Here is a 20,967-nt window from a genome sequence, read left to right as displayed (position 1 = left end):
AAGATACATAGCAGCACGAAGCCTTGCAACAGAAGTTATCTGCCGTTCGTCATGATTCTTTAGTGCCATCAGTGCGCACCCCACTCAGACTCGCCGGCTTGGAGTGCCGCCGCGTCGATCGCTTTCATCAGAGTTTCGCGGCACAGCCCTTTGCTCTGCAGGATGGTTGCGAGGCTCAGGAACGCAGCCATCACAACGACTTCAGCCGGCGCATTGCTGCGACCCGCGTAATCCACCAGGTTCGGAAGCAGCTCTTCGACCAGATAGCCCTGATGATCCTGCACCTTGTGACCTTCGTAACGGCTCATGCTGCTAGCTCGCGACGTTGGCCAGCGGTGCTCGATAGGAAGGACAGCAGCACCGTGGCGCGCTTGCGCTCGCTCGCGGACAACCAATACCGGACCACGCGGCAAGGCCGGCCCCAATTATTCGGTACCGACTCCGCTTTCCGGGCGAATGTCATGTCGTAATGGTTGGTTAGGCGGCTGATAGTCGAGTGCAGACAGTGTTCGCCGATGCGTTCGGCCTCGAAGCGGTTGAGGCTTTTCCCGGTGATGAGATACGCCAGCACACGACAGATCTTGTTCGGTGCCTCGGTGGTGGTAATATCGCCCTGCGACTGGCTGCTTTGTTCTACGGAACGGGTGGCCTTTTTCATTTCTGGCCTCCTTTCACCGACTTGAGAAAATTGGCCAGTGCTTCGCGTCGGTCATCGAACGACTCGCCAGCCTCGATCAGCGACGCATCAGCGGCCTTCAGCATCTTCTGCAATTTCTCAGACACGCCGGCTGAGAACAGTTTGGCAGCGCTTCTTGGGCCTTCCCGTTTCGCCGACTTTACGCCCGCGTTGCTCAGTGCGCGTTTCACAAACTCGACCAGAGGTTTTCTCTCGTTTGGGGAGATGCGGCCTTCTTTCTGTTCCGCAAACGGAATCGCCAAATCGGTGTGTAGCCAATATCCCGGGCCTAGGTCCACCTCTCCGATGCTATGGCTGCCACCGCTAACCATGCGAGATTTTCGTCCAGGTGTGCCGGGCACAAACTCGACTATTCCGGCGTCCGTCAGCGCCCGCAGGTAGTTCGCAGTTTGTACTCGCACGTATTGCGAGTCGCGGAATTGCGAGGGCAATGAGTGCTCACCTGATTCTGCAATGCCGGATACCGCTTGAACGTTCCGACAAAGGAAATCCACAATCCGCGGATCGCTCGCTTCTGACTGGAGTACCGAAGCGTTGAAGAGGCCGGCCTTGTTCACAGCAAACGTATTTCCATCTTCCCGGTAGATGAAAGGACCGTCGTTGATAGCGGCCATTACGCTGCCTCCCCGCGGCTCTCAGCGATGCGGGCATCACACCAGGCCAGAATTTCGCTTTCGACCCATACGACAGATTTTGGCCCTAGGGAGACCTGCTTAGGGAAAGTGCCGGCGGCGATGCGGCGATAAAGCTCGGTGCAGGACAGGCCGGTGATCGACTCAACCCTTTGGCGTTTGATGAATTGGATATTCGGCTTGTCACCGGGTGTGAGGACGGGTTGTCGTGCTGCTGTTCGGTTGTGGCCGGCTGTGTTTGCCATCGTCTGCGCCTCCTAGGGCGGTTTGGGTAATCGACGATGGCAATGGTGTGGCTAGCGATCTCTGAGAAAGGGGATTTCCCCGTAGGAAATGGGAAATCCGCAGTTTTAGCTTTTTCGACGCGCGATCGCCTCATTAATCATAGGTGGAAGATCCCTAAAGGGTTTGGGATCTACTTTGACTCCGAGTCGCTCCACCATTTCTGTGATTTTCGGAGCAAATTTTCTATTGTCGAGAGATACGTTGAACTCGTTGCAAATCGCCCCTATAGCCAAAAGAAGCGTAGTTCTAGACTTTGCATTCATTTCGGGTTCAGGCTTTTTCGATTGCCGATTGAGGTGCTCGATCTTTTCCTTGAGAACCTGATTTTCGATCAGCACCGATTTGTACGCCGTCATGATTTTTTCGATATCCTTTTCACCGTCTTCTACGCGGCTACGGCTCAAGAAAGTCATGGTGGAGGGATCTTTGTTTGATGTTCTTAGGAATAGAGATTCCTCGCTGAGCTTCTGAGATATTTTCTCCTCGCCCTCCATCCAAGATTCGATGTGGTCACCTGCCGAATAACCCCGATCCTCAAGCCAGCACATCAATTCATGCCCGTCTACATAGGTGCGACCCGCGTCGATGTTGTCGTCGAAGTCGCGGATCGTTAAGACGGTTTTGAGGTGCCCTCGCTGAATAGAGCGCTCTAGCCGTTCAACGAATACGTCATGCGTAGATTTGAGGGCCACGAGGAACTCTGGCGAATTCTCGTCACCATCAAATTCCTCTTCAAGACAGTCCACAACCAAATCTCCCATCACCCACATGTCTTTAACAATCATCCATGCGACGGCTTTAAGGGACGCAGCACCGACCCCAAAATTTGGCATTTTGTATGTCGATTCTATTTTGTCGATCCAATCCAAATCGACTTCCATCAGTTCCGGGTGATGTTTTCCCGACTCGGGTAAATCTGTCATGGCTATCAACCCACCAACTTCAAAGGACTTTTTGTCTGGTTTTTGCAAATGAGGTCGACGCTATCCGCCCACGATTGCATCATTTCCCGACGTTGCTCGACGTAGGCTGCATGGTTATATGTCCCTCGAATCTCATCGCTGTCACCGTGTGCCAGCTGGCGTTCGATCCAGTCCTTGTTGTAGCCGCGACCGTTGAGCTCGGTGCTGAGCAGATGGCGGAAACCATGGCCGGTCTGCCGTTCGGCGTAGCCCATAACTCGAAGAGCTTTGTTGACCGTATTTTCGCTAAGCGGCCGATCTGGGTTCGCGCCGGCGAACACCAGCGAATATTTGCCAGTAAGTTGGTGGATCTCACGCAGGATGGCAACAGCCTGACGGGGCAGGGGGACGATGTGGGCGCGTCGGGCCTTCATTCGCTCTTTAGGTATCGTCCAGGTAGCTGCGTCCAAATCGAACTCAGCCCATGGGGCTTGGCGCAGCTCCCCGGGCCTAACTGCCGTGAGCACCAGCAAATGAATGGCATGGCGAGTCAGTGCGTGGATCTTGGCCGAGTCGCACTTTTCCAGCAGTTCAGGCAGTTCTGCGAATGGGACGTGCGGGTGATGACGAGCGGCCTTTGTCGGAGCTGCCACCACGTTCAAGTCGGTTGCTGGATTGGCGTCAACCACACCCTTGGCCAGCCCGTACCGGAATATTTGATGAAGCCACTGGCGAATCTTGCCGGCGGCGTTCAGCGTTCCTCGCGCCTCCACCTTGCGTACCAGGTCCACCAACTCGGGCCGAGTAATTGCTTTGACAGCCCGCGTGCCAATAACCGGGATCAGATCGTTATCGAGGTACAGCTTCGCTTTATAGGTCGTGCTGTCCGCCCAGCGAGGCGCGTTATAGGCAAACCACTCTCTAGCAAGGGTTTCGAAAGTCACACCCTCAACCTTCTGTGCCTGTCTGGATGCTTTCTTCTGCTCACCAGGGTCAATTCCATCCACCAGGAGCTGACGGCTCTCATCACGCATCTGACGTGCCTTGAGCAGCGTCACCGCAGGGTATGCGCCGAGAGCCAGCATCTTCGCGCTGCCGTTGAAGCGATAACGGTACCGCCACAGCTTTGACCCGGACGGCGCCACTTCTAAGCAAAGGCCATTGGCATCGGTGAGCCGGTATAGCTTGTCCTTTGGTTTGGCGGTGCGGATGGTGGTATCGGAAAGTGGCAACGAGGCCCCCTGCATGCTGCGCCGGGCGGGCGTTGTCCCAGCTTGTGTGAGTAGATTTCTAGACCGAACTGGATCTACTCACGAATCTACTCACATCTGTTTGGGCTTACAAGGGAATGGTGGGGAACCATAGAAAGCAAAAAGCCCGCACGAGGCGGGCTTCTTGTGTGCTTTCAGGTGTGCTTGGCATCACCTGAAAACGGAAGGTGGTGCCCAGAGACGGAATCGAACCGCCGACACGGGGATTTTCAATCCCCTGCTCTACCGACTGAGCTATCTGGGCAACGGGGCGCATTAAACGTGTTTTTCAGGAGGTCGTCAAGCATGGTGTCGAAAAAAATCTGAATTATTTCCTCCGCTTACGACGACCGCTGTCTGCAAAGGCTTATTCGGCAGGGGGAACGTAGCCGTCGGCCTTGGCGTATTCCTCGCCGGACAGGTATTTGTCCATCTCGGTCTGCAGGAATTTGCGATCTTCGGCGTTCATCATGTTCAGGCGGCGCTCGTTGATCAGCAGGGTCTGGTGTTTCTGCCAGTCGCCCCAGGCTTTCTGCGAGACATGGTTGTAGATGTCTTCACCTTTGGCGCCCGGATACGGCGGACGGTCCAGGCCAGGCAATTCTTCTTTGTATTTGCGGCACATCACGGTGCGGGTCATGAGGACTCTCCTGCATTCAATACGTCGGCTGCGTGTTTCAGCAGTTTCTTCACCGGGGCGGCAAGGCCCAGGCGCGGCGGGGTGGCGAGGTTATACCAGAGCCAGTCGTCCTCGGCCACGTGATGGGCGGACTCACGGACCCGGACCAGCCAGGGTTCGATGCTCAGCTGAAAGTGGCTGAACGTGTGGATCAGGCCCGGCAAGGCTTGATGCTCGCCCAGCTCAAGGGCGTGCTGATTGGCCAGATGCTGCATGTCATTGAAGTCGTCCAGTTCCGGCAGGCTCCACAGTCCGCCCCACAGCCCGGTCGAAGGGCGGCGATAAAGCAGAATCGCGCCTTCGTGGTTGGCGAAGATGGGCATCAAGGTGCGTTTTTGCGGCACGACCTTGCGCGGCTTCGGGATGGGATAGCGGGTTTCCTGACCCAGCATGTGCGCTTCGCAACCGCGCTCAAGGGGGCAGAGCAGGCAGCTGGGTTTGGTCCGGGTGCAGAGCGTGGCGCCCAGGTCCATCATCGCCTGGGTGTAGTGATTGACCCGGCTGTGCGGCGTGTAGCGCTCGGCCGTGGCCCACATCTGCTTCGCCACCTTGGGCTCGCCGGGATAGCCTTCCTGGGCGGTGAAGCGGGCGAGTACGCGCTTGACGTTGCCATCGAGGATCGGCGCGCGCAGGCCCATGCTGATACTGGCAATCGCGCCTGCCGTCGAGAGGCCGATACCGGGCAGCTCGACGAGCTTTTCCACGTCGCGGGGGAATTCACCGCCGTGCTCGGCCACCACGATTTTCGCGGCTTTCTGCAGGTTGCGCGCGCGGGTGTAGTAGCCCAGCCCGGTCCACAGATGCAGGACCTCATCTTCCGGTGCTTCGGCCAGAGCGTGCACCGTGGGCAGCGCTTCCATGAATGTGTCGAAATAGCCAAGCACCGTGCTGACCTGGGTTTGCTGCAGCATGATTTCCGACACCCACACGCGGTACGGGGTGATGTCGTGTTGCCAGGGAAGATCGTGACGGCCGTGGCGGTCGTACCAGTCGAGAACGGCGGAGGAGAACTGCTCGGGTTGCATCAAGGCTTCCGGTGATCAAAAGATGTTGGCTTGCTATATACGTCGCCAGACGCCGCGCTGTGGGAGGTCAGCCAAAATGAATGTGGGAGTGAGCTCACTCCCACAACTGAACGGCGCGGCGCCTGTTAGTCAGGGTTAACGCTTGAACAATCCCTTGATCGCATCCTTGAGCTCGGGACTGACCTTGTCCCCCAGCTTTTCATCAATCTTGTCGCCAATCCGGTCGCCTGCCAGTTTCGCGGCGACTTTGCCCAAGCCGTCGTTATCGAGACGACAGGCCTTGGCGCCCATTTCAAGCGGGCCACGGCAGAGCACCGGCCATTCAATGCCGACAAAGCGCGGGTTCACTTCGCAGGCGGGGTCCGGCATGTCGCTCTTGTCGCCTTCGATGATCACGCCGACACGGTAGTTCATGCCCATAACACGCAAGTCGATGTCGCCATCGCCGTTGACGGTCAGGCCCGGCGTGCGAACTTTCAGGTCCGGATTGCTGGCCACGCCGTTGCGGAACACCAGGTTGCCGTTCAACTGCTGGAAGGGGGTGTCCTTGCCGCGCGGTTCGCCACTCAAGCTCTTGCGATTAAGCGTCGAAATGCCACGGCACAGCTGCTGCTCGAGGTTGGCGTTGACCAGAACGCCGTCGTTCAGCGCAAAACTGGCGGTGCCGTTAAGGCTCTCGACCAGCGCCTTCTCGCTGTTGCCTTTGGCGGTCACATCGCTGGTGAGGTTGAGCAGGCCGCGCAGAGGCGGCGTGGTGCCCTGGCTCTGAATGAAGTGCTCCACCGGCACCTTGGCGATATGCGTCTGCACGCTGGCCAAGGGCACTTCGGGACGCGCGTCGAGATTGCCTTTGACCTCGAAATTGCCGTTGTACAAATCGCCGCGCAGGCTGTCGACCGTGATCACGCCATCGAGCGCAGAAGTCTTCAGCGCCGCATTCTGGATCGGCAGTTTTTCCAGCGTCAGCTTGCCGAAACTCAGGTCGGCGTCGACATCCAGTTTGCGCAGGCGCTCGAGGGGCAGAAGCTTCGCGTCGCTCCATGCACCTTGGGTCGGCTGGTTCGGCAGCGGCGAAGTGCCCGAGGCCACCATGGCTTCGGCCTCGGCACCTTGAACTTCTGCTCTGCGCGCGGCGCCGGCGCTCTTCGCCTGTTCACCCTCTGGCACACGGTAGCGGTCGGCGTTGAACGTATCGGCTTTGAGTTGAAGGCGCAGGGACTGTTTGGCGAAGTCTTCCACAGCGACATGGCCGGTGATGGTGCTGTCGTCGAGTTTCACCGTCAGGTCATCCAGCGAGACGCTGTTGGGCGTCGCCGCGATGCGGGTGACCAGTTCCAGTTTGTTCAGACTGCCGTCACCAAGGGCTGGCGCGGGCTGGCCGATGTTGTCGAGGAAGTCGCGCAGGTTGAACTGGGCAATCGAAATGCCGCCTGTGAGCTGCGGCGTCTTGTCCAGGTCACGAACGTGCAGCTCGCCGATGGCGCGCAGTTGATTGGCGGACAGCTTCAGATTGGTCCATTCCGCGACGTTGGCGGACATGTCTGCCAGCAACTGGCCCTGGGCCGAGAACGTCAGCGTCTTGCCCTGCAGCGGATCGCCTGTCACATCACCCGAGAAACGCATGTCGTCGAACTGGTAACGCTTGAGCACGCGATCGAAACGCAGCTTGCCGGTCAGTTCGGTTTTGGTGCGCACGACGGGTTGGTTGGTGCTGAGGAATGCGGTGAGTTTCAGCGGGATGTCAGTCGCGTTGTGGATCGGCCCCGTGCTCAACTGGATGCTCTCGGCGCTGAATTGCCGGGCCTTGGGAATATCGTTGAAATCGATCCGCGCGTTGTTCACGGTCAGGCTGTCGATGTCCAGCTTGAGCGGCTGCCACTGCTTGTCGGGCTTGGCCGACGCGGTATCAGCTGGCGCATCCGGCGTGGCGGGGGGCTGGGCTGGATTGCCCGCGGTGGCAGGCACTTTGCCGATGTCTTCCCAGTTGCCGTGGCCGTTTTCGTCGCGGGTCAGCGTCAGGTTCAGGCCCTCGACGCGCACGTCGCTCATCTGCACTTCCTTGCGCAGCAGCGGCAGCACACGCACGGACAGCCCGAGCATCTGCAAGTCGGCGAAAGGTTTGGTCGGCTCGCTCAAGGTGGCGACGCTGGCGTCGTGCAGCTCCAGGCCCAACCACGGAAACAGGCTCCAGCCAATATCGCCATTGAGCGTCAGCTCGACGTGAGCGCGATCGCGAACCAGTTTTCGAATCTCGTCTTTGTAGTCGTTGGGATCAAAAAAGTGGGTCAAGGCAAAGCCGAGAGCCACGATGATCAGCAACAGCCCGAGAAGGGTGAGCCCCAGGATTTTGCCGAACGCTTTCATGGGCGAGTCCTTGTGTCGAGTCGTTCAAAATTTAGCCCGCGAGTATAGCGTTCTCAGGCAAGCACCGGGTTTTGGATCGCCACCGACGCCGTCGTTCGAATTGGCAGCGCCCAGAACGGTGACAAACGGCGCGAAAAAGGTAGTAGCAGATTGCTTTCTTTTACGCTGCAAATGGTAATCTCGCGCCATTCGCCAGCCTTGCTGCGTCGAATTGTCACGTAAAGAGATGTTCTGCCGATAAACCACCGAGGCCTGCGTGCTTTAAGAGTGGTGGCGGGACTATGTCGCTGTTCTTGCGGGATACAACTATAAATTGGGGGCAACAATCAAATGACCACGAGCACTGCTCTGGGCGGTACTGCCGCTCAGCCTGCGTTCTTGTCCAAAGAGCGCATTATCGCCAAACGCGGTTTCAACCGTTGGCTGGTTCCGCCAGCTGCATTGGCAATCCACCTGTGTATCGGCATGGCCTACGGCTTCTCGGTGTTCTGGCTGCCGTTGTCCAAGGCAATCGGCATCAAGACCGCTGTTGCCTGCCCGGCTGACATGGGTTTCTTCGAGCAAGTCGTTTCGTCCAGCTGTGATTGGCCGATCTCCATGCTCGGCTGGATCTACACCCTGTTCTTCATTTTCCTGGGTTGCTCCGCAGCCATCTGGGGCGGCTGGCTGGAACACGCAGGCCCGCGCAAGGCCGGTGTCGTCTCGGCACTGTGCTGGTGTGGCGGTCTGCTGATCTCGGCCCTGGGCGTTTATACGCACCAGATCTGGCTGATGTGGATCGGCTCGGGCGTGATCGGCGGTATTGGTCTGGGCCTGGGCTATATCTCGCCGGTTTCGACGCTGATCAAGTGGTTCCCGGACAAGCGCGGCATGGCGACCGGCATGGCGATCATGGGGTTCGGCGGTGGCGCGATGGTTGGCGCTCCGTTGGCAACCGCACTGATGAGCCACTTCGCTACGCCTGACAGCGTTGGCGTCTGGCAGAGCTTCGTGGTGATGGCGGTGATTTACTTCATCTTCATGATCGGCGGCGCACTGTCCTATCGCGTTCCGCCGACTGGCTGGAAACCTGAAGGCTGGACCGCTCCGGCGAAGAAAGCCAACAGCGCGATGATCACCAACCGCCATGTGCACGTCAGTGTTGCGTGGAAAACGCCTCAGTTCCGTCTGGTTTGGCTGGTGCTGTGCCTGAACGTTTCGGCAGGCATCGGCATCCTCGGCATGGCTTCGCCCCTGCTGCAGGAAGTGTTCGGCGGCAAGCTGCTAGGCACCGATCAGCCGTTCGGCCAACTGGATGCCTCGCAACTGGCGGCCATCGCGGCGATCGCGGCCGGCTTCACCGGTCTGCTGAGCCTGTTCAACATCGGCGGTCGTTTCTTCTGGGCTTCGTTCTCGGACTACATCGGCCGTAAAGCCACCTACTTCGTGTTCTTCGCGCTGGGCTTTTTGCTCTACGCGTCGGTGCCGACCCTGGGTCACCTGGGCAGCGTTGCGCTGTTCGTGGCGGCGTTCTGCGTCGTGCTGTCGATGTACGGCGGCGGTTTCGCGACCGTTCCGGCTTATCTGGCTGACCTGTTCGGTACGCAAATGGTCGGTGCGATCCACGGTCGTCTGCTGACCGCATGGGCGGCCGCTGGCGTGCTCGGCCCTGTGCTGGTGAACTACCTGCGTGAGTATCAGTTGAGCCACGGCGTTGCACGGGCCGATGCTTACGACATCACCTTGTACATCCTCGCGGGTCTGCTGGTGCTGGGCTTTATCTGCAACCTGCTGGTGCGTCCTGTGGCCGACAAATACTTCATGACCGACGAGCAATTGAAGGCTGAGCAAGCCATCGGTCACGATGCCGGCGCTGACCACAGCACTTCGCTGGAATGGAAAGCGGACCCGAGCACCAAGCCGTTGGCGATTCTGGCCTGGCTGGCAGTGGGCATTCCGTTGGCGTGGGGCGTGTGGATCACTCTGCAGAAAACTGCGGTGCTGTTTCACTAAAACCATGGCGGGATCGGTCTGAAGATTTCAGGCTGAACCCGTTGGTGTGAGGGTGGGAGCGAGCTTGGTCGCGAAGGCGGTCAGACAGTCGACAGATATGTCGAATGTAAGGACCTCGTCGCGAGCAACCTCGCTCCCACTTTTTTTCCGAAATGTCTTCGCTTGTACACACATGTCTATCCCATGCGGCCCGCATTTCCCTCGGTCCGGCATTGCTCGCTTCATGTTTCTGTTTCCCTGCCACACGCCTATAATGGCCGCCTTTTCGCCCAATGATTTTGCGGAGCTGGTGATGGCCGAACGTATGGTGTTCGTCGAGCGCGACACTCTGGAAACCCAGATCAAAGCCTCGATCAACCTGGATGGCACAGGAAAGTCCCGATTCGATATCGGCGTTCCTTTTCTTGAACACATGCTCGACCAGATTGCCCGTCACGGGCTGATCGATCTGGACATCGAATGCAAAGGCGACCTGCATATCGACGATCACCACACCGTGGAAGATGTCGGCATCACGCTGGGTCAGGCGTTCAGCAAAGCCATCGGCGACAAAAAAGGCATCCGTCGCTACGGCCACGCCTACGTCCCCCTGGATGAAGCGCTGTCGCGCGTGGTCATCGACTTCTCCGGTCGGCCTGGCCTGCAAATGCACGTGCCGTACACCCGCGCCACCGTTGGCGGCTTCGATGTAGACCTGTTCCAGGAGTTCTTCCAGGGCTTCGTCAACCACGCCAACGTCACGCTGCACATCGACAACCTACGCGGCCACAACACCCACCACCAGATCGAAACCGTCTTCAAGGCGTTCGGCCGTGCGTTGCGCATGGCGGTGGAGCTTGACGACCGCATGGCTGGCCAGATGCCGTCGACCAAAGGCGTGCTGTAATGCAGACCGTTGCCGTTATCGACTATGGCATGGGCAATCTGCACTCGGTGGCCAAGGCGCTGGAGCACGTCGGCGCCGGTCGCGTGCTGATCACCAGCGATGCCGAGGTCATTCGTGAAGCTGATCGTGTCGTGTTTCCCGGTGTTGGTGCGATTCGCGACTGCATGGCGGAAATTCGTCGCCTGGGCTTCGATGCTCTGGTGCGTGAAGTCAGCCAGGACCGTCCGTTTCTCGGGATCTGCGTCGGCATGCAGGCGCTGATGGAGCGTAGCGAAGAGAGCGGCGGCGTTGACTGCATCGGTACTTTCCCCGGTCAGGTGCGTTTCTTCGGCAAGGATCTCCACGAAGACGGCCAGCATCTGAAAGTCCCGCACATGGGCTGGAATGAAGTGGCGCAGGCCGTGGATCACCCGCTCTGGGCCAACATTCCGGACATGGCGCGGTTCTACTTCGTGCACAGCTACTACATCGAATCGCCGAACCCCCAGCAGATCGTTGGTCGTGGCCATTACGGTCACGACTTCGCCGCTGCATTGGCCGATGGCTCGCGCTTCGCCGTGCAATTCCACCCCGAGAAGAGCCATACCCATGGCCTGCAGTTGCTGCAGAACTTCGCGGCGTGGGACGGCCGCCGGTAATGAGCAAGAAGACCAAACCGCCGATTCTGACCCTCACTCCCGAACAGGAGAGCGAGGCGTGCCACACGATCAAGCGGTTCATGGAAGACCGTTTCGAACTGGACCTGGGTTCGTTTGAAGCGGCTGAAATTCTGGAATTGTTCACCCGCGAGATCGCACCGCATTACTACAACCGGGCGATCTTCGATGTTCAGACGCACCTCAAGGAGCGTTTCGAAAGCATCGAAAGCGACCTGTGGGCGTTGGAGAAAAGCAGCTAGAAGCGGCAAGTTTCAAGCAGCAAGAATGGTTAGATGCGCAGACTTGCAGCTTATAGCTCGCGGCTCGCAGCTCTTTTGACGAAGGAAAAAGAATGCTCATTATTCCCGCGATCGACCTTAAAGATGGCGCCTGTGTACGTCTGCGCCAGGGCCGGATGGAAGATTCCACGGTGTTCTCCGATGATCCGGTGAGCATGGCTGCCAAGTGGGTTGAAGGCGGTTGCCGTCGCTTGCACCTGGTGGACCTGAACGGTGCGTTCGAAGGCCAACCAGTCAATGGCGAGGTCGTGACGGCGATTGCGCGTCGTTACCCGAATCTGCCGATCCAGATCGGCGGCGGTATCCGCTCGCTGGACACCATCGAGCACTACGTCAAAGCCGGCGTGAGTTATGTGATCATCGGCACCAAGGCGGTCAAGGACCCTGACTTCGTCGCCGAAGCCTGCCGTGCGTTCCCGGGCAAAGTGATCGTGGGCCTGGACGCCAAAGACGGCTTTGTCGCCACCGACGGCTGGGCTGAAGTCAGCACCGTGCAGGTGATCGATCTGGCCAAGCGCTTCGAAGCCGACGGCGTCTCGGCCATCGTTTATACCGACATTGCCAAAGACGGCATGATGCAGGGTTGCAACGTCCCGTTCACCGCCGCGCTGGCCGCCGCGACCCGCATTCCGGTGATCGCCTCGGGCGGCATTCATAACCTGGGCGACATCAAAGCGCTGCTCGACGCCAAGGCACCGGGCATCATCGGCGCAATCACCGGCCGCGCGATCTATGAAGGCACGCTGGATGTGGCTGAAGCACAGGCGTTTTGTGATTCGTACAAAGGCTGACTGGCACGCTCGCCTGTAGGAGCGAGCTTGCTCGCGATGCGCCGTGTCAGTCAGCAAACATACGTCTGATAGACCGCTATCGCGAGCAAGCTCACTCCTACAGAAGCGTGCACCAAATTCAGAAGCTGTGATGTTGGGCAGATTCCCAACCGTTTTCGGAGAACCGGCCCATGGCCCTCGCCAAACGCATCATCCCTTGCCTCGACGTCGACAACGGCCGTGTGGTCAAGGGCGTGAAGTTCGAGAACATCCGCGACGCCGGTGATCCGGTCGAGATCGCCCGGCGTTATGACGAGCAGGGTGCCGACGAGATTACCTTCCTTGACATCACCGCCAGCGTCGATGGCCGCGACACCACGCTGCATACCGTCGAGCGCATGGCCAGTCAGGTGTTCATTCCGCTGACCGTGGGCGGCGGCGTGCGCACGGTGCAGGACATCCGTAACCTGCTCAACGCCGGCGCCGACAAGGTGTCGATCAATACCGCTGCGGTATTCAACCCTGAGTTCGTCGGCGAAGCCGCTGCCCGTTTCGGCTCGCAGTGCATCGTTGTGGCCATCGATGCCAAGAAGGTCTCGCTGCCCGGTGAAACAGCGCGCTGGGAAATCTTTACCCACGGCGGTCGCAAGCCGACGGGCCTGGACGCGGTGATGTGGGCGAAGAAGATGGAAGACCTGGGCGCTGGCGAAATCCTGCTGACCAGCATGGATCAGGACGGCATGAAGAACGGTTTCGACTTGGGCGTGACCCGGGCGATCAGCGATGCCCTTGGCATCCCGGTCATCGCATCGGGTGGTGTGGGCAATCTTGAGCATCTGGCCGCCGGCGTGCTGGAAGGCCACGCCAGCGCCGTGCTGGCAGCAAGTATTTTCCACTTCGGCGAATACACCGTGCCAGAAGCAAAGGCGTACATGGCGGCCCAAGGGATCGTGGTTCGCTGAGGCGCCTCCGGCCGTTCAGCCGCTGAATATCGGCGGCCGTCTAGCACTATTCGCGGGCAAGCTCGCTCCCACATTGGGGGCGTGCGCCGCGGTGGGGTCATGACCGACCTGCTCTGAAAACGACCATGCCTACCGCCGAACTGGACTTTGCAGATCGTTAACGGCACTCTCTTGCCGTCGTCAGGATCAGGTGCCAGGGATATGTTCAAAGGTGTTTTTCTTGCACTGATCAGCGTCGCGACGTTGCTGTCAGGAGCCGCCCGGGCCGACGATGCACCGGCCTATTCGATGGTCCTTCTGACCGAAAACTTCCCCCCTTACAACATGGCCACCGACGGCAAGAATTTCGCCCAGGAAGCCAACATCAAGGGCATCGCCGTCGAAGTGGTGCGCGAGACCTTCAAGCGCGCCGGTATCGGCTACAACATGACCCTGCGCTTCCCTTGGGATCGCATCTACAAACTTGCGATGGACAATCCCGGCTACGGCGTCTTTGTGACTGCGCGATTGCCCGAGCGCGAAACGCTCTTCAAGTGGGTCGGCCCCATTGGCCCCGACGATTGGATTCTTCTGGCGCGGGCTGACAGCCCAATCCAGCTGAGCACGCTTGAGGCCGCGCGGTCTTACCGAATCGGGGCCTACAAGGGCGACGCCATCGCAGTGGAGCTTGCGCGTCAGGGCATGAAGCCGATCACCGTGCTCAGCGACAAAGACAACGCCAGGAAGCTGGTCGATGGTCAGCTCGATCTGTGGGCCACCGGCGATCCGGCGGGGCGGTACCTGGCGCGGCAGGAGGGCATTACGGGATTGAAGACCGTGCTGCGCTTCAACAGCGCCGAACTGTTTTTGGCGCTGAACAAAGACACCCCCGATGCCGTAGTCACCCGCTTGCAAAACGCGCTGGATCAGCTCCGCAAGGAAGGCGTGGCCGATTCGATTTTCGCCAAATACCTCTGATCACTTCTCGGACCTCTGGCGAAGCGCCTTCGGCCTAGCGATAACGCCCGTTCTTGCCATGGCCGGCCATCGCCTCATTTCCGCGCTCAGTGACCATGTGGCGGATCTCGATCAGCTCTATACCTTGGGATTTAAGCTTGGGCAGCTCGCGCTCAAGCACGTCGAGCGTCACCGGATAGGGATGGCCGATCATTACGGCCGAGCCTTGCTTGTGAGCGAGCTTGATCGCCGTCTGAAGCTGGCCGCTGATGGCCTCCGCAGTGCGCTCGTCGTCGAGGAAAACATCCCGCGACACGCTGGCCAGCCCAATCTTCTGCGCTTCAGCCGCCGCAACGGTTTTGGCGCTGGTGCGGCTGTCGACCAGAAACAGATGACGTCGCTGCAGCTCACCTACTAGCCAGCCCATGGCCACCGGCTCAGCGGTCATGCGGCTGCCCATGTGGTTGTTGATGCCGGCGGCGTAGGGGACTTTCAGCAGCGCGGCGTTCAGGCGCGATTCGAGTTCGGGCAGCGGCAGTTCGGGATGCCAGGCGTAGGGCCCGGTCGCCGGGTCCATGGGCATGTGCAGCATCACTGTCTTGCCAGCCTTGTGCGCTTGGCGGGCGAAGTCGGTGGCGTGGGGGGTGTCGGGCATGATCGCCAGCGTCACGGGGCCGGGAAGGGCCAGCGCGCGGCTGTCCCGTTCAGGGTTTTGCCCTAGATCGTCGATGATCAGACTGAGATAGGCGACCTTCGGCGCTTTGCCGGCGGTCGCTGGGGATTCGGTGGGCGCTGCGTGTGCAGCACCCGTTGTGACGGCAAGGGCGCAAATAAGCCCGGTCAACCAGACGCGCATCTCAATTGCCGCGCGTGACACTCAAACCCTTGAGCAAGCTGAGGGCCTGGTTCATCTGGTAGTCATCGTCCTGCGGACGCGCCTTGCCAGCCTTGGCCTTGGTGGTCGGTTTGTCCGCGCCGCCGTTGCCGTTGCCCAAGTGACCGAGCAGATCGGCCTCTTTGTAGTTGTCGCCATCGGCTTCGGCGGTGAGCTTGGCGCGTTTGACTTCGATGTCCGGGTTGATGCCCTGAGCCTGAATCGAGCGGCCGTTCGGCGTGTAATACAGCGCCGTGGTGATCTTCAGCGCGCGGTCGTTGGCCAGGGGCAGAACGGTTTGCACCGAGCCTTTGCCGAACGTATCGGTGCCCATCAGGATGCCGCGCTTCTGGTCTTGCAAGGCACCGGCGACGATCTCCGACGCCGAGGCGCTGCCGCCGTTGATCAGCACAACCAGAGGCACGCCTTCGCTGGCGTCGGCCGGGTCTGCCGAGAAACGCAGTTCGGAGTTGGCGATGCGGCCCTTGGTGTAAACGATCAGGCCCTTGGTCAGAAAGTGGTCAGCCACTTCAACTGCCGCCTGCAACACGCCGCCCGGGTTGTTGCGCAGGTCGAGGATCAGGCCGCTCATCTTCTTGCCGTTGTCTTTGCGCAGCTTGGCCAGCGCCTTGCCCACTTCCTCACCGGTCTTGACCTGGAACTGGGTGATGCGGATGTAGCCGTAACCCGGCTCCAGCATCTGCGCCTTCACGCTCTTGACCTGAATGGTGGCGCGCGCCAGCGTCACGTCGAACGGGGTGCCGCCGTCACGAACCAGCGTGAGGGTGATTTTCTCGCCGAGCTTGCCGCGCATCTTGTCCACGGCTTCCTGCATGGTCTGGCCCTGGGTCGGCGTGCCGTTGATCTTCACGATCAGGTCACCTGCCTCAATGCCTGCCTTGGACGCAGGGGTGTCATCGATGGGGGAGACGACTTTTACAAAGCCGTCTTCGACGCCCACTTCAATGCCCAGCCCGCCGAACTCGCCACTGGTGCTTTCCTGCAGCTCCTGGAAATCTTCCGGACCCAGGTAAGCGGAGTGCGGATCGAGGTTACTGAGCATGCCCTTGATGGCGTTTTCCAGCAGGGTCTTGTCATCTACGGGTTCGACGTACGCGGCTTTGATCCGGTCCATGACCTCGGCGAAGGTGCGCAGCTCGTCGAGCGGCAGCGGCGCCTTGATGTTCGCGGCATTGGCGGGCGCAGTGGCGGCTGGCGCAGCAGCAGGGGCGGCACCGGCAGCCTGGGCCAGAGGAGCACCGATAACGACGGCGATAGTCAGGGCCAGCGAGGTGAGGCGGGACGAAAACAGCATGTCTTACGAACTCCTGAGTGAGGTGTCGACTTATCCTTGAGTGCGACACCATTGGGCCGGATCACTAGGGCGACCCTGCTGACGAATAGCGAAATACAACGCCGGAGTGTCCTGACCGCCACCACTGTTACCGACAGTGGAGATCGCTTCTCCGGCTTTTACGACGTCACCGGCCTCTTTCAACAGGCTCTGGTTGTGACCGTACAGACTCAAATAACCATTGCCGTGGTCGAGAATGACCAGAAGCCCGGCGCCGCGCAACCAGTCGGCGAAGACCACCCGACCGCCGTGCACGGCGCGGACCTGGCTGCCTGCAGCGGCACTGATCAACACGCCGTCCCACTTGGTGCGCTCGTCATCGCCACGGCTTTCACCGAATCGCGCCAACAATCGACCATCAACCGGCCAAGGAAGTTTTCCCCTCGCTTGCTCAAAAGCGCCACCGTACGACTGACCGGCACTGGAAACCATCGCGCCGGGCGCCTTGGTCGGGCGACGCGGGGCTTCATCGCTGTCGTCCTTGCTGTTGTCTTTTTCACGGCTTTTCGCCAGCGCTTCCTGCTCGCGCTGTCGTTTCTCGGCCTCTTGCTGCGCGAGCAACGCCTTCTGGCGCGCCTCTTCGGCTTCGCGGGCCTGGCGGGCGAGGGTTTCTTCGATGGTCTTGAGGACCTTGGTCAGATCGGCTTGATCCTGCTGCCGCGACTGCAGCTTCTGGTCGCGAACCTTGTAGTCCTGATTCAACTTGGCCAGCGCTACCTGCCGTTCCTGGCGCACGGTATCGAGCTGGGCTTTCTGGTCATCCAGCGAGCTCTTCTGCACCAGGAGCTGCGCTTGCTGCAGGTCGATGTCTTTCTCGACGCCGGCCAACTGGCGCAGGGTTTCATTAAAGCTGCGCAACTGCTCCAGGCGCGCCTGGCTCAGGTAATCGTAATAGGTGAGGGTGCGGGCGAATTTCTCTGGGTTCTGCTGATTGAGCAGCAGCTTCAGGTATTCCTGGCGGCCGCTCTGGTAAGCAGCGCGGGCCTGAATGGCGATCAGTCGTTGTTGTTCAACGCGTGCGCTTTGGAGTTTTTTTTTCTCCTGGTCGAGCCGTTGCAGCTCGCTTTCAGTCTTTTTTAGTTCTTTTTGCAGGGCCTCCACCTGCTTTTCCAGCTTGCCCATCTCCGTTTCAGTGGAGCGCAGGTCTTTCTGAACGCCTGACTTTTCTTCCTGCAGCTGGCTCAGCGCTTTCTTCAGTTCGGTGATGTCCTGACGCGTGGCATCCAGCTGTTTCTGCGTTTGTGCGCGATCATCGTCGGCGAAGGCCGGATTGAGCATACAAATCAAAGCGAGGGTGATCAGGGCGCGAAGCATGAGGTTGGGCGATACCAGGAGTGAAGACGGGACTAGTATGCCCGGCGGTGGCTGCAAAAAAAACGCTCGGACGACTTGGCCGTCAGAGATTTCATACAAAACCGGCCCGCCAGCGACTGGCAGACCGGTTCGAGAGGCTTACTTGGCGACCAGAATCGACGTGCCGGTCATTTCTTGCGGGATTTCCATGCCGAGCAGCGTCAGCATGGTGGGCGCGACGTCCGCCAATACGCCGCCATCGCGCACCTTCAGGTCACGCTTGCCGACATAAATGAACGGCACCGGCTCGGTGGTGTGAGCGGTGTGAGGCTGGTGGGTCTCCTCGTTGGTCATCTGTTCGACGTTGCCGTGGTCGGCCGTGATCAGCGCTTCTCCGCCGACTTTTTCCAGCGCCTGGGTGATGCGCCCGACGCAGACGTCCAGGCACTCAACGGCCTTGACGGCTGCTTCCATGATCCCGCTGTGGCCCACCATGTCGCCGTTGGCGTAGTTGACGACGATCACGTCGTAACGCTGATGCTCGATGGCGTCGACGATTCGGTCGGTGACTTCCGGCGCGCTCATTTCTGGCTGCAGGTCATAGGTCGCCACTTTTGGTGAAGGGATCAGGATCCGCTCTTCGCCGGGGAAGGGTTCTTCACGGCCGCCGGAGAAGAAGAACGTCACGTGGGCGTACTTCTCGGTCTCGGCGATGCGCAGCTGAGTCTTGCCGTTGTTCGACAGGTATTCGCCGAGCACGTTGTGCAGGCCGGCCTTTTCGAACGCCGCGGGTGCGTCGATGTTGGCGGCGTACTTGGTCAGCGTGACGAAGCCGGTCAGCTTGGCCTGACGGCGACGGGCGAAGTCCGCGAAATCGTCTTCGACGAATACGCGGGTCAGTTCGCGGGCGCGGTCGGAACGGAAGTTCATGAACACCACCGCGTCGCCGTCTTCGACTGTCACCGGCGCGCCGATGCTGGTGGCTTTAACGAATTCGTCGTTCTCGCCTCGCTCATAAGCGGCGTCCAGCGCGGCCTTGGCGTTGTCGGCGTGGAATTCCGAAGTGCCGTCGACGATCAGGTTGTAGGCGGATTCGACACGGTCCCAGCGATTGTCGCGGTCCATGGCGAAGTAACGGCCGATGATCGTGGCGGTGCGACCTTTGCCCAGGCGCGCGTAAGCCGCTTCCATGGTCTCAAGGTATTGATGGGCACTGCGCGGTGGCGTGTCGCGACCATCGAGGAAGGCGTGCAGGTAGATCTTGTCGGCGCCGCGCTTGGCGGCCAGCTCGACCATCGCCACCAGGTGATCTTCATGGCTGTGAACGCCGCCGTCGGACAACAGGCCGAGGATGTGCACGGCCTTGCCGGCGCCGACCGCTTGATCGACCGCTTTGCAGATGGCGGGATTTTCGAAGAACTCGCCGTCGCGGATCGCTTTGGTCACGCGGGTGAAGTCCTGATACACCACGCGGCCGGCGCCCAGGTTCATGTGGCCGACTTCGGAGTTGCCCATCTGCCCGTCAGGCAGACCGACATCCATGCCGGACCCGGAGATCAAGCCGTTTGGCATGGTCTGGTACAAGCGATCGAAGACCGGCATCTTCGCTGCGTAGACCGCATTGCCGTGGTGGCTGTCGCTGTGACCGAAGCCGTCCAGGATGATCAGAACCAAAGGTTTAGGCGTGGTAGTCATGAATCCCACTCTTGGCTAATAGGTGAAGTAGAAAAAAGATCGACAGTTTAGGGACAAGTTCAAATCGGCAACAAGCTAAACGACGTCACTGCGGTACGGGCTTTGGCCGACCTTGGGTGCTGTGTATACTGGCCGACATTTTAACGCCCTGGAACCTGATGATGGTTGCTCACCTGATTGAATTTGCCACGAATCACTATTTGCTGACGGGTGCTTTCGTCATCCTGCTGGGCCTGCTGATCGCAACCGAGCTTAGCAAAGGCGGCCGCAGCCTGAGCACCGGCGAATTGACCGCTCTGGTCAACCGCGACGAAGCCGTTGTCATCGACGTCCGCGCCAAGAAAGACTTCACTGCCGGCCACATCGTCGGCGCGGTGAATTTCCCCCAGGACAAAATCCTGACCCGCACTGCGGAGCTGGAGAAATTCAAGCCTAAAACCCTGATCATCGTCGACGCAGCTGGCCAGCACGCCGGCCATACCGCACGCGAACTGCTGAAAGCGGGCTTCAACGCCGCCAAGCTGTCCGGTGGTATTTCGTCATGGCGCGGTGACAACCTGCCGCTGGTGAAGTGAAATGACCGACGTCGTCGTCTACTCCAGCGATTACTGCCCTTATTGCTCCCGCGCCAAGTCGTTGCTGGCGGGCAAGGGTGTCGGCTTCCAAGAGATCAAGGTCGACGGCAAGCCACAGATTCGCGCTGAAATGACTAAAAAATCCGGGCGTACCTCGGTTCCGCAGATCTGGATCGGCCCGGTCCATGTTGGCGGTTGCGATGACCTGTTCGCGCTGGAGCGCGCCGGCAAGCTGGATAAGCTGCTGAGCGCCTGAATTCGAACCGGGATGTGGAAACGATGGTTTTTTGCACAGCCCGGAAGCCTACAAGACCCCAATGTAAGGATCTGAGATGACTGATCAACCGAATAACGGCGCCACTTCCAACGAAGAAGAAGCACCGCAGTTTTCCCTGCAACGCATCTACGTCCGCGACCTGTCGTTCGAAGCGCCAAAAAGCCCGGCGATCTTCCGTCAAGAATGGACCCCGAGCGTCAGCCTGGACCTGAACACCCGCCAGAAGCAGCTGGAAAATGACTTCTACGAAGTCGTGCTGACCCTGTCGGTCGAAGTGAAGAACGGCGACGAAATCGCCTTCATCGCTGAAGTCCAGCAAGCCGGTATCTTCCTGATCAAGGGCCTGGATGCCAGCTCGATGAGCCACACCCTGGGCGCGTTCTGCCCGAACATTCTTTTCCCGTACGCTCGCGAAACCATCGACAGCCTGGTTGTCCGTGGCTCGTTCCCTGCGCTGATGCTTGCGCCGGTGAACTTCGACGCCCTGTACGCGCAAGAACTGCAACGCATGCAGGAAAGCGGCGAAACGCCAACGCCTACCGTTCAGTAAGCGTTGTCGCTGCAATAAAAAAGCGCCTGTGA

23 protein-coding genes and 1 tRNA gene are annotated in these 20,967 nt (G+C 59.6%); 10 read left to right on the top strand and 14 right to left on the bottom strand.

Going from position 1 to position 20,967, the window contains the following annotated elements; translation table 11 throughout:
- Nucleotides 1-68 precede the first annotated feature (68 nt).
- From QMX88_RS01645 to QMX88_RS01600, 10 genes are all read right to left on the bottom strand, one after another.
- Nucleotides 69-308 (bottom strand): hypothetical protein, encoded by a 240-nt coding sequence (locus QMX88_RS01645; protein ID WP_282365610.1) that lies wholly within the window; start codon nucleotides 306-308, stop codon nucleotides 69-71.
- On the bottom strand, nucleotides 305-658 hold the full coding sequence (locus QMX88_RS01640; protein WP_282365608.1) for a hypothetical protein: 354 nt from the start codon (nucleotides 656-658) through the stop codon (nucleotides 305-307). Before QMX88_RS01640 ends, QMX88_RS01645 begins: the two co-directional genes overlap by 4 nt.
- The gene (locus QMX88_RS01635; protein ID WP_282365606.1) at nucleotides 655-1,311 is read right to left on the bottom strand and encodes a hypothetical protein; all 657 of its coding nucleotides are present in this window, start codon (nucleotides 1,309-1,311) and stop codon (nucleotides 655-657) included. The genes QMX88_RS01640 and QMX88_RS01635 overlap by 4 nt, the downstream gene beginning before the upstream one ends.
- Entirely contained in the window at nucleotides 1,311-1,574 is a 264-nt protein-coding gene (locus QMX88_RS01630; RefSeq protein ID WP_282365604.1) for a helix-turn-helix transcriptional regulator, read from the bottom strand. Before QMX88_RS01630 ends, QMX88_RS01635 begins: the two co-directional genes overlap by 1 nt.
- Before the next feature lie 105 nt (nucleotides 1,575-1,679).
- Nucleotides 1,680-2,537, bottom strand: coding sequence for a hypothetical protein (locus tag QMX88_RS01625; protein WP_282365602.1), 858 nt, complete (start codon nucleotides 2,535-2,537; stop codon nucleotides 1,680-1,682).
- Between the two features lie 5 nt (nucleotides 2,538-2,542).
- Nucleotides 2,543-3,748 carry a tyrosine-type recombinase/integrase gene (locus QMX88_RS01620; RefSeq protein ID WP_282365601.1) on the bottom strand — a complete coding sequence of 402 codons (1,206 nt, stop codon included), beginning with the start codon at nucleotides 3,746-3,748 and terminating at the stop codon, nucleotides 2,543-2,545.
- 207 nt (nucleotides 3,749-3,955) lie between these two features.
- Nucleotides 3,956-4,031, bottom strand: a tRNA-Phe gene (locus tag QMX88_RS01615).
- Between the two features lie 102 nt (nucleotides 4,032-4,133).
- Nucleotides 4,134-4,406, bottom strand: a complete 273-nt coding sequence (locus QMX88_RS01610) for an oxidative damage protection protein (RefSeq protein ID WP_192130801.1) — start codon at nucleotides 4,404-4,406, stop codon at nucleotides 4,134-4,136.
- Nucleotides 4,403-5,470, bottom strand: coding sequence for an A/G-specific adenine glycosylase (gene mutY, locus QMX88_RS01605; protein ID WP_282365597.1), 1,068 nt, complete (start codon nucleotides 5,468-5,470; stop codon nucleotides 4,403-4,405). Before mutY ends, QMX88_RS01610 begins: the two co-directional genes overlap by 4 nt.
- A 135-nt stretch (nucleotides 5,471-5,605) precedes the next feature.
- Entirely contained in the window at nucleotides 5,606-7,834 is a 2,229-nt protein-coding gene (locus QMX88_RS01600) for an AsmA family protein (RefSeq protein WP_282365595.1), read from the bottom strand.
- A gap of 330 nt (nucleotides 7,835-8,164) precedes the next feature.
- Between QMX88_RS01600 and QMX88_RS01595 the strand changes: the two genes are divergently transcribed.
- The 7 genes from QMX88_RS01595 to QMX88_RS01565 all read left to right on the top strand — a co-directional run bounded on the left by QMX88_RS01595 (nucleotide 8,165) and on the right by QMX88_RS01565 (nucleotide 14,338).
- Nucleotides 8,165-9,826, top strand: a complete 1,662-nt coding sequence (locus QMX88_RS01595; RefSeq protein WP_192171295.1) for an OFA family MFS transporter — start codon at nucleotides 8,165-8,167, stop codon at nucleotides 9,824-9,826.
- Nucleotides 9,827-10,118: 292 nt separating this feature from the next.
- Nucleotides 10,119-10,712, top strand: coding sequence for an imidazoleglycerol-phosphate dehydratase HisB (hisB, locus tag QMX88_RS01590; protein WP_065987388.1), 594 nt, complete (start codon nucleotides 10,119-10,121; stop codon nucleotides 10,710-10,712).
- On the top strand, nucleotides 10,712-11,350 hold the full coding sequence (gene hisH / locus QMX88_RS01585; RefSeq protein WP_282365567.1) for an imidazole glycerol phosphate synthase subunit HisH: 639 nt from the start codon (nucleotides 10,712-10,714) through the stop codon (nucleotides 11,348-11,350). Before hisB ends, hisH begins: the two co-directional genes overlap by 1 nt.
- Nucleotides 11,350-11,610, top strand: coding sequence for a DUF2164 domain-containing protein (locus QMX88_RS01580; RefSeq protein ID WP_037016295.1), 261 nt, complete (start codon nucleotides 11,350-11,352; stop codon nucleotides 11,608-11,610). Before hisH ends, QMX88_RS01580 begins: the two co-directional genes overlap by 1 nt.
- 92 nt (nucleotides 11,611-11,702) lie before the next feature.
- On the top strand, nucleotides 11,703-12,440 hold the full coding sequence (gene hisA, locus QMX88_RS01575) for a 1-(5-phosphoribosyl)-5-[(5-phosphoribosylamino)methylideneamino]imidazole-4-carboxamide isomerase (RefSeq protein WP_282365563.1): 738 nt from the start codon (nucleotides 11,703-11,705) through the stop codon (nucleotides 12,438-12,440).
- A gap of 170 nt (nucleotides 12,441-12,610) precedes the next feature.
- Nucleotides 12,611-13,381, top strand: a complete 771-nt coding sequence (hisF, locus tag QMX88_RS01570) for an imidazole glycerol phosphate synthase subunit HisF (protein ID WP_282365561.1) — start codon at nucleotides 12,611-12,613, stop codon at nucleotides 13,379-13,381.
- Between the two features lie 201 nt (nucleotides 13,382-13,582).
- The gene (locus QMX88_RS01565; RefSeq protein ID WP_282365559.1) at nucleotides 13,583-14,338 is read left to right on the top strand and encodes a substrate-binding periplasmic protein; all 756 of its coding nucleotides are present in this window, start codon (nucleotides 13,583-13,585) and stop codon (nucleotides 14,336-14,338) included.
- A 34-nt stretch (nucleotides 14,339-14,372) separates the two neighbouring features.
- On the opposite strand, the gene QMX88_RS01560 is transcribed toward QMX88_RS01565, so the two are convergent.
- From QMX88_RS01560 to gpmI, 4 genes are all read right to left on the bottom strand, one after another.
- Entirely contained in the window at nucleotides 14,373-15,173 is an 801-nt protein-coding gene (locus QMX88_RS01560) for a divergent polysaccharide deacetylase family protein (RefSeq protein ID WP_282365557.1), read from the bottom strand.
- 1 nt (nucleotide 15,174) lies between these two features.
- Nucleotides 15,175-16,506, bottom strand: a complete 1,332-nt coding sequence (locus QMX88_RS01555) for a S41 family peptidase (RefSeq protein ID WP_192171289.1) — start codon at nucleotides 16,504-16,506, stop codon at nucleotides 15,175-15,177.
- 30 nt (nucleotides 16,507-16,536) lie between these two features.
- A complete protein-coding gene (locus QMX88_RS01550) occupies nucleotides 16,537-17,859 on the bottom strand; it encodes a murein hydrolase activator EnvC family protein (RefSeq protein ID WP_282365554.1) in 1,323 nt (440 codons plus the stop codon).
- 138 nt (nucleotides 17,860-17,997) lie between these two features.
- Complete coding sequence (gene gpmI / locus QMX88_RS01545; protein WP_282365552.1) at nucleotides 17,998-19,533, bottom strand: 2,3-bisphosphoglycerate-independent phosphoglycerate mutase; 1,536 nt, start codon at nucleotides 19,531-19,533, stop codon at nucleotides 17,998-18,000.
- Nucleotides 19,534-19,694: 161 nt separating this feature from the next.
- On the opposite strand from gpmI, the gene QMX88_RS01540 reads away from it, so the two are divergent.
- From QMX88_RS01540 to secB, 3 genes are all read left to right on the top strand, one after another.
- Nucleotides 19,695-20,108, top strand: coding sequence for a rhodanese-like domain-containing protein (locus QMX88_RS01540; RefSeq protein WP_192171481.1), 414 nt, complete (start codon nucleotides 19,695-19,697; stop codon nucleotides 20,106-20,108).
- A 1-nt stretch (nucleotide 20,109) separates the two neighbouring features.
- The gene (grxC, locus tag QMX88_RS01535) at nucleotides 20,110-20,364 is read left to right on the top strand and encodes a glutaredoxin 3 (protein WP_192171286.1); all 255 of its coding nucleotides are present in this window, start codon (nucleotides 20,110-20,112) and stop codon (nucleotides 20,362-20,364) included.
- A gap of 76 nt (nucleotides 20,365-20,440) precedes the next feature.
- Entirely contained in the window at nucleotides 20,441-20,935 is a 495-nt protein-coding gene (gene secB, locus QMX88_RS01530; RefSeq protein WP_192171285.1) for a protein-export chaperone SecB, read from the top strand.
- Nucleotides 20,936-20,967: the final 32 nt, after the last annotated feature.

Source organism: Pseudomonas sp. PS02290 (genome assembly GCF_029960075.1).
Lineage (GTDB): Bacteria > Pseudomonadota > Gammaproteobacteria > Pseudomonadales > Pseudomonadaceae > Aquipseudomonas.
Note: the sequence above shows the minus strand (reverse complement) of the source record. Positions and strands in the feature narration are given on the sequence as shown.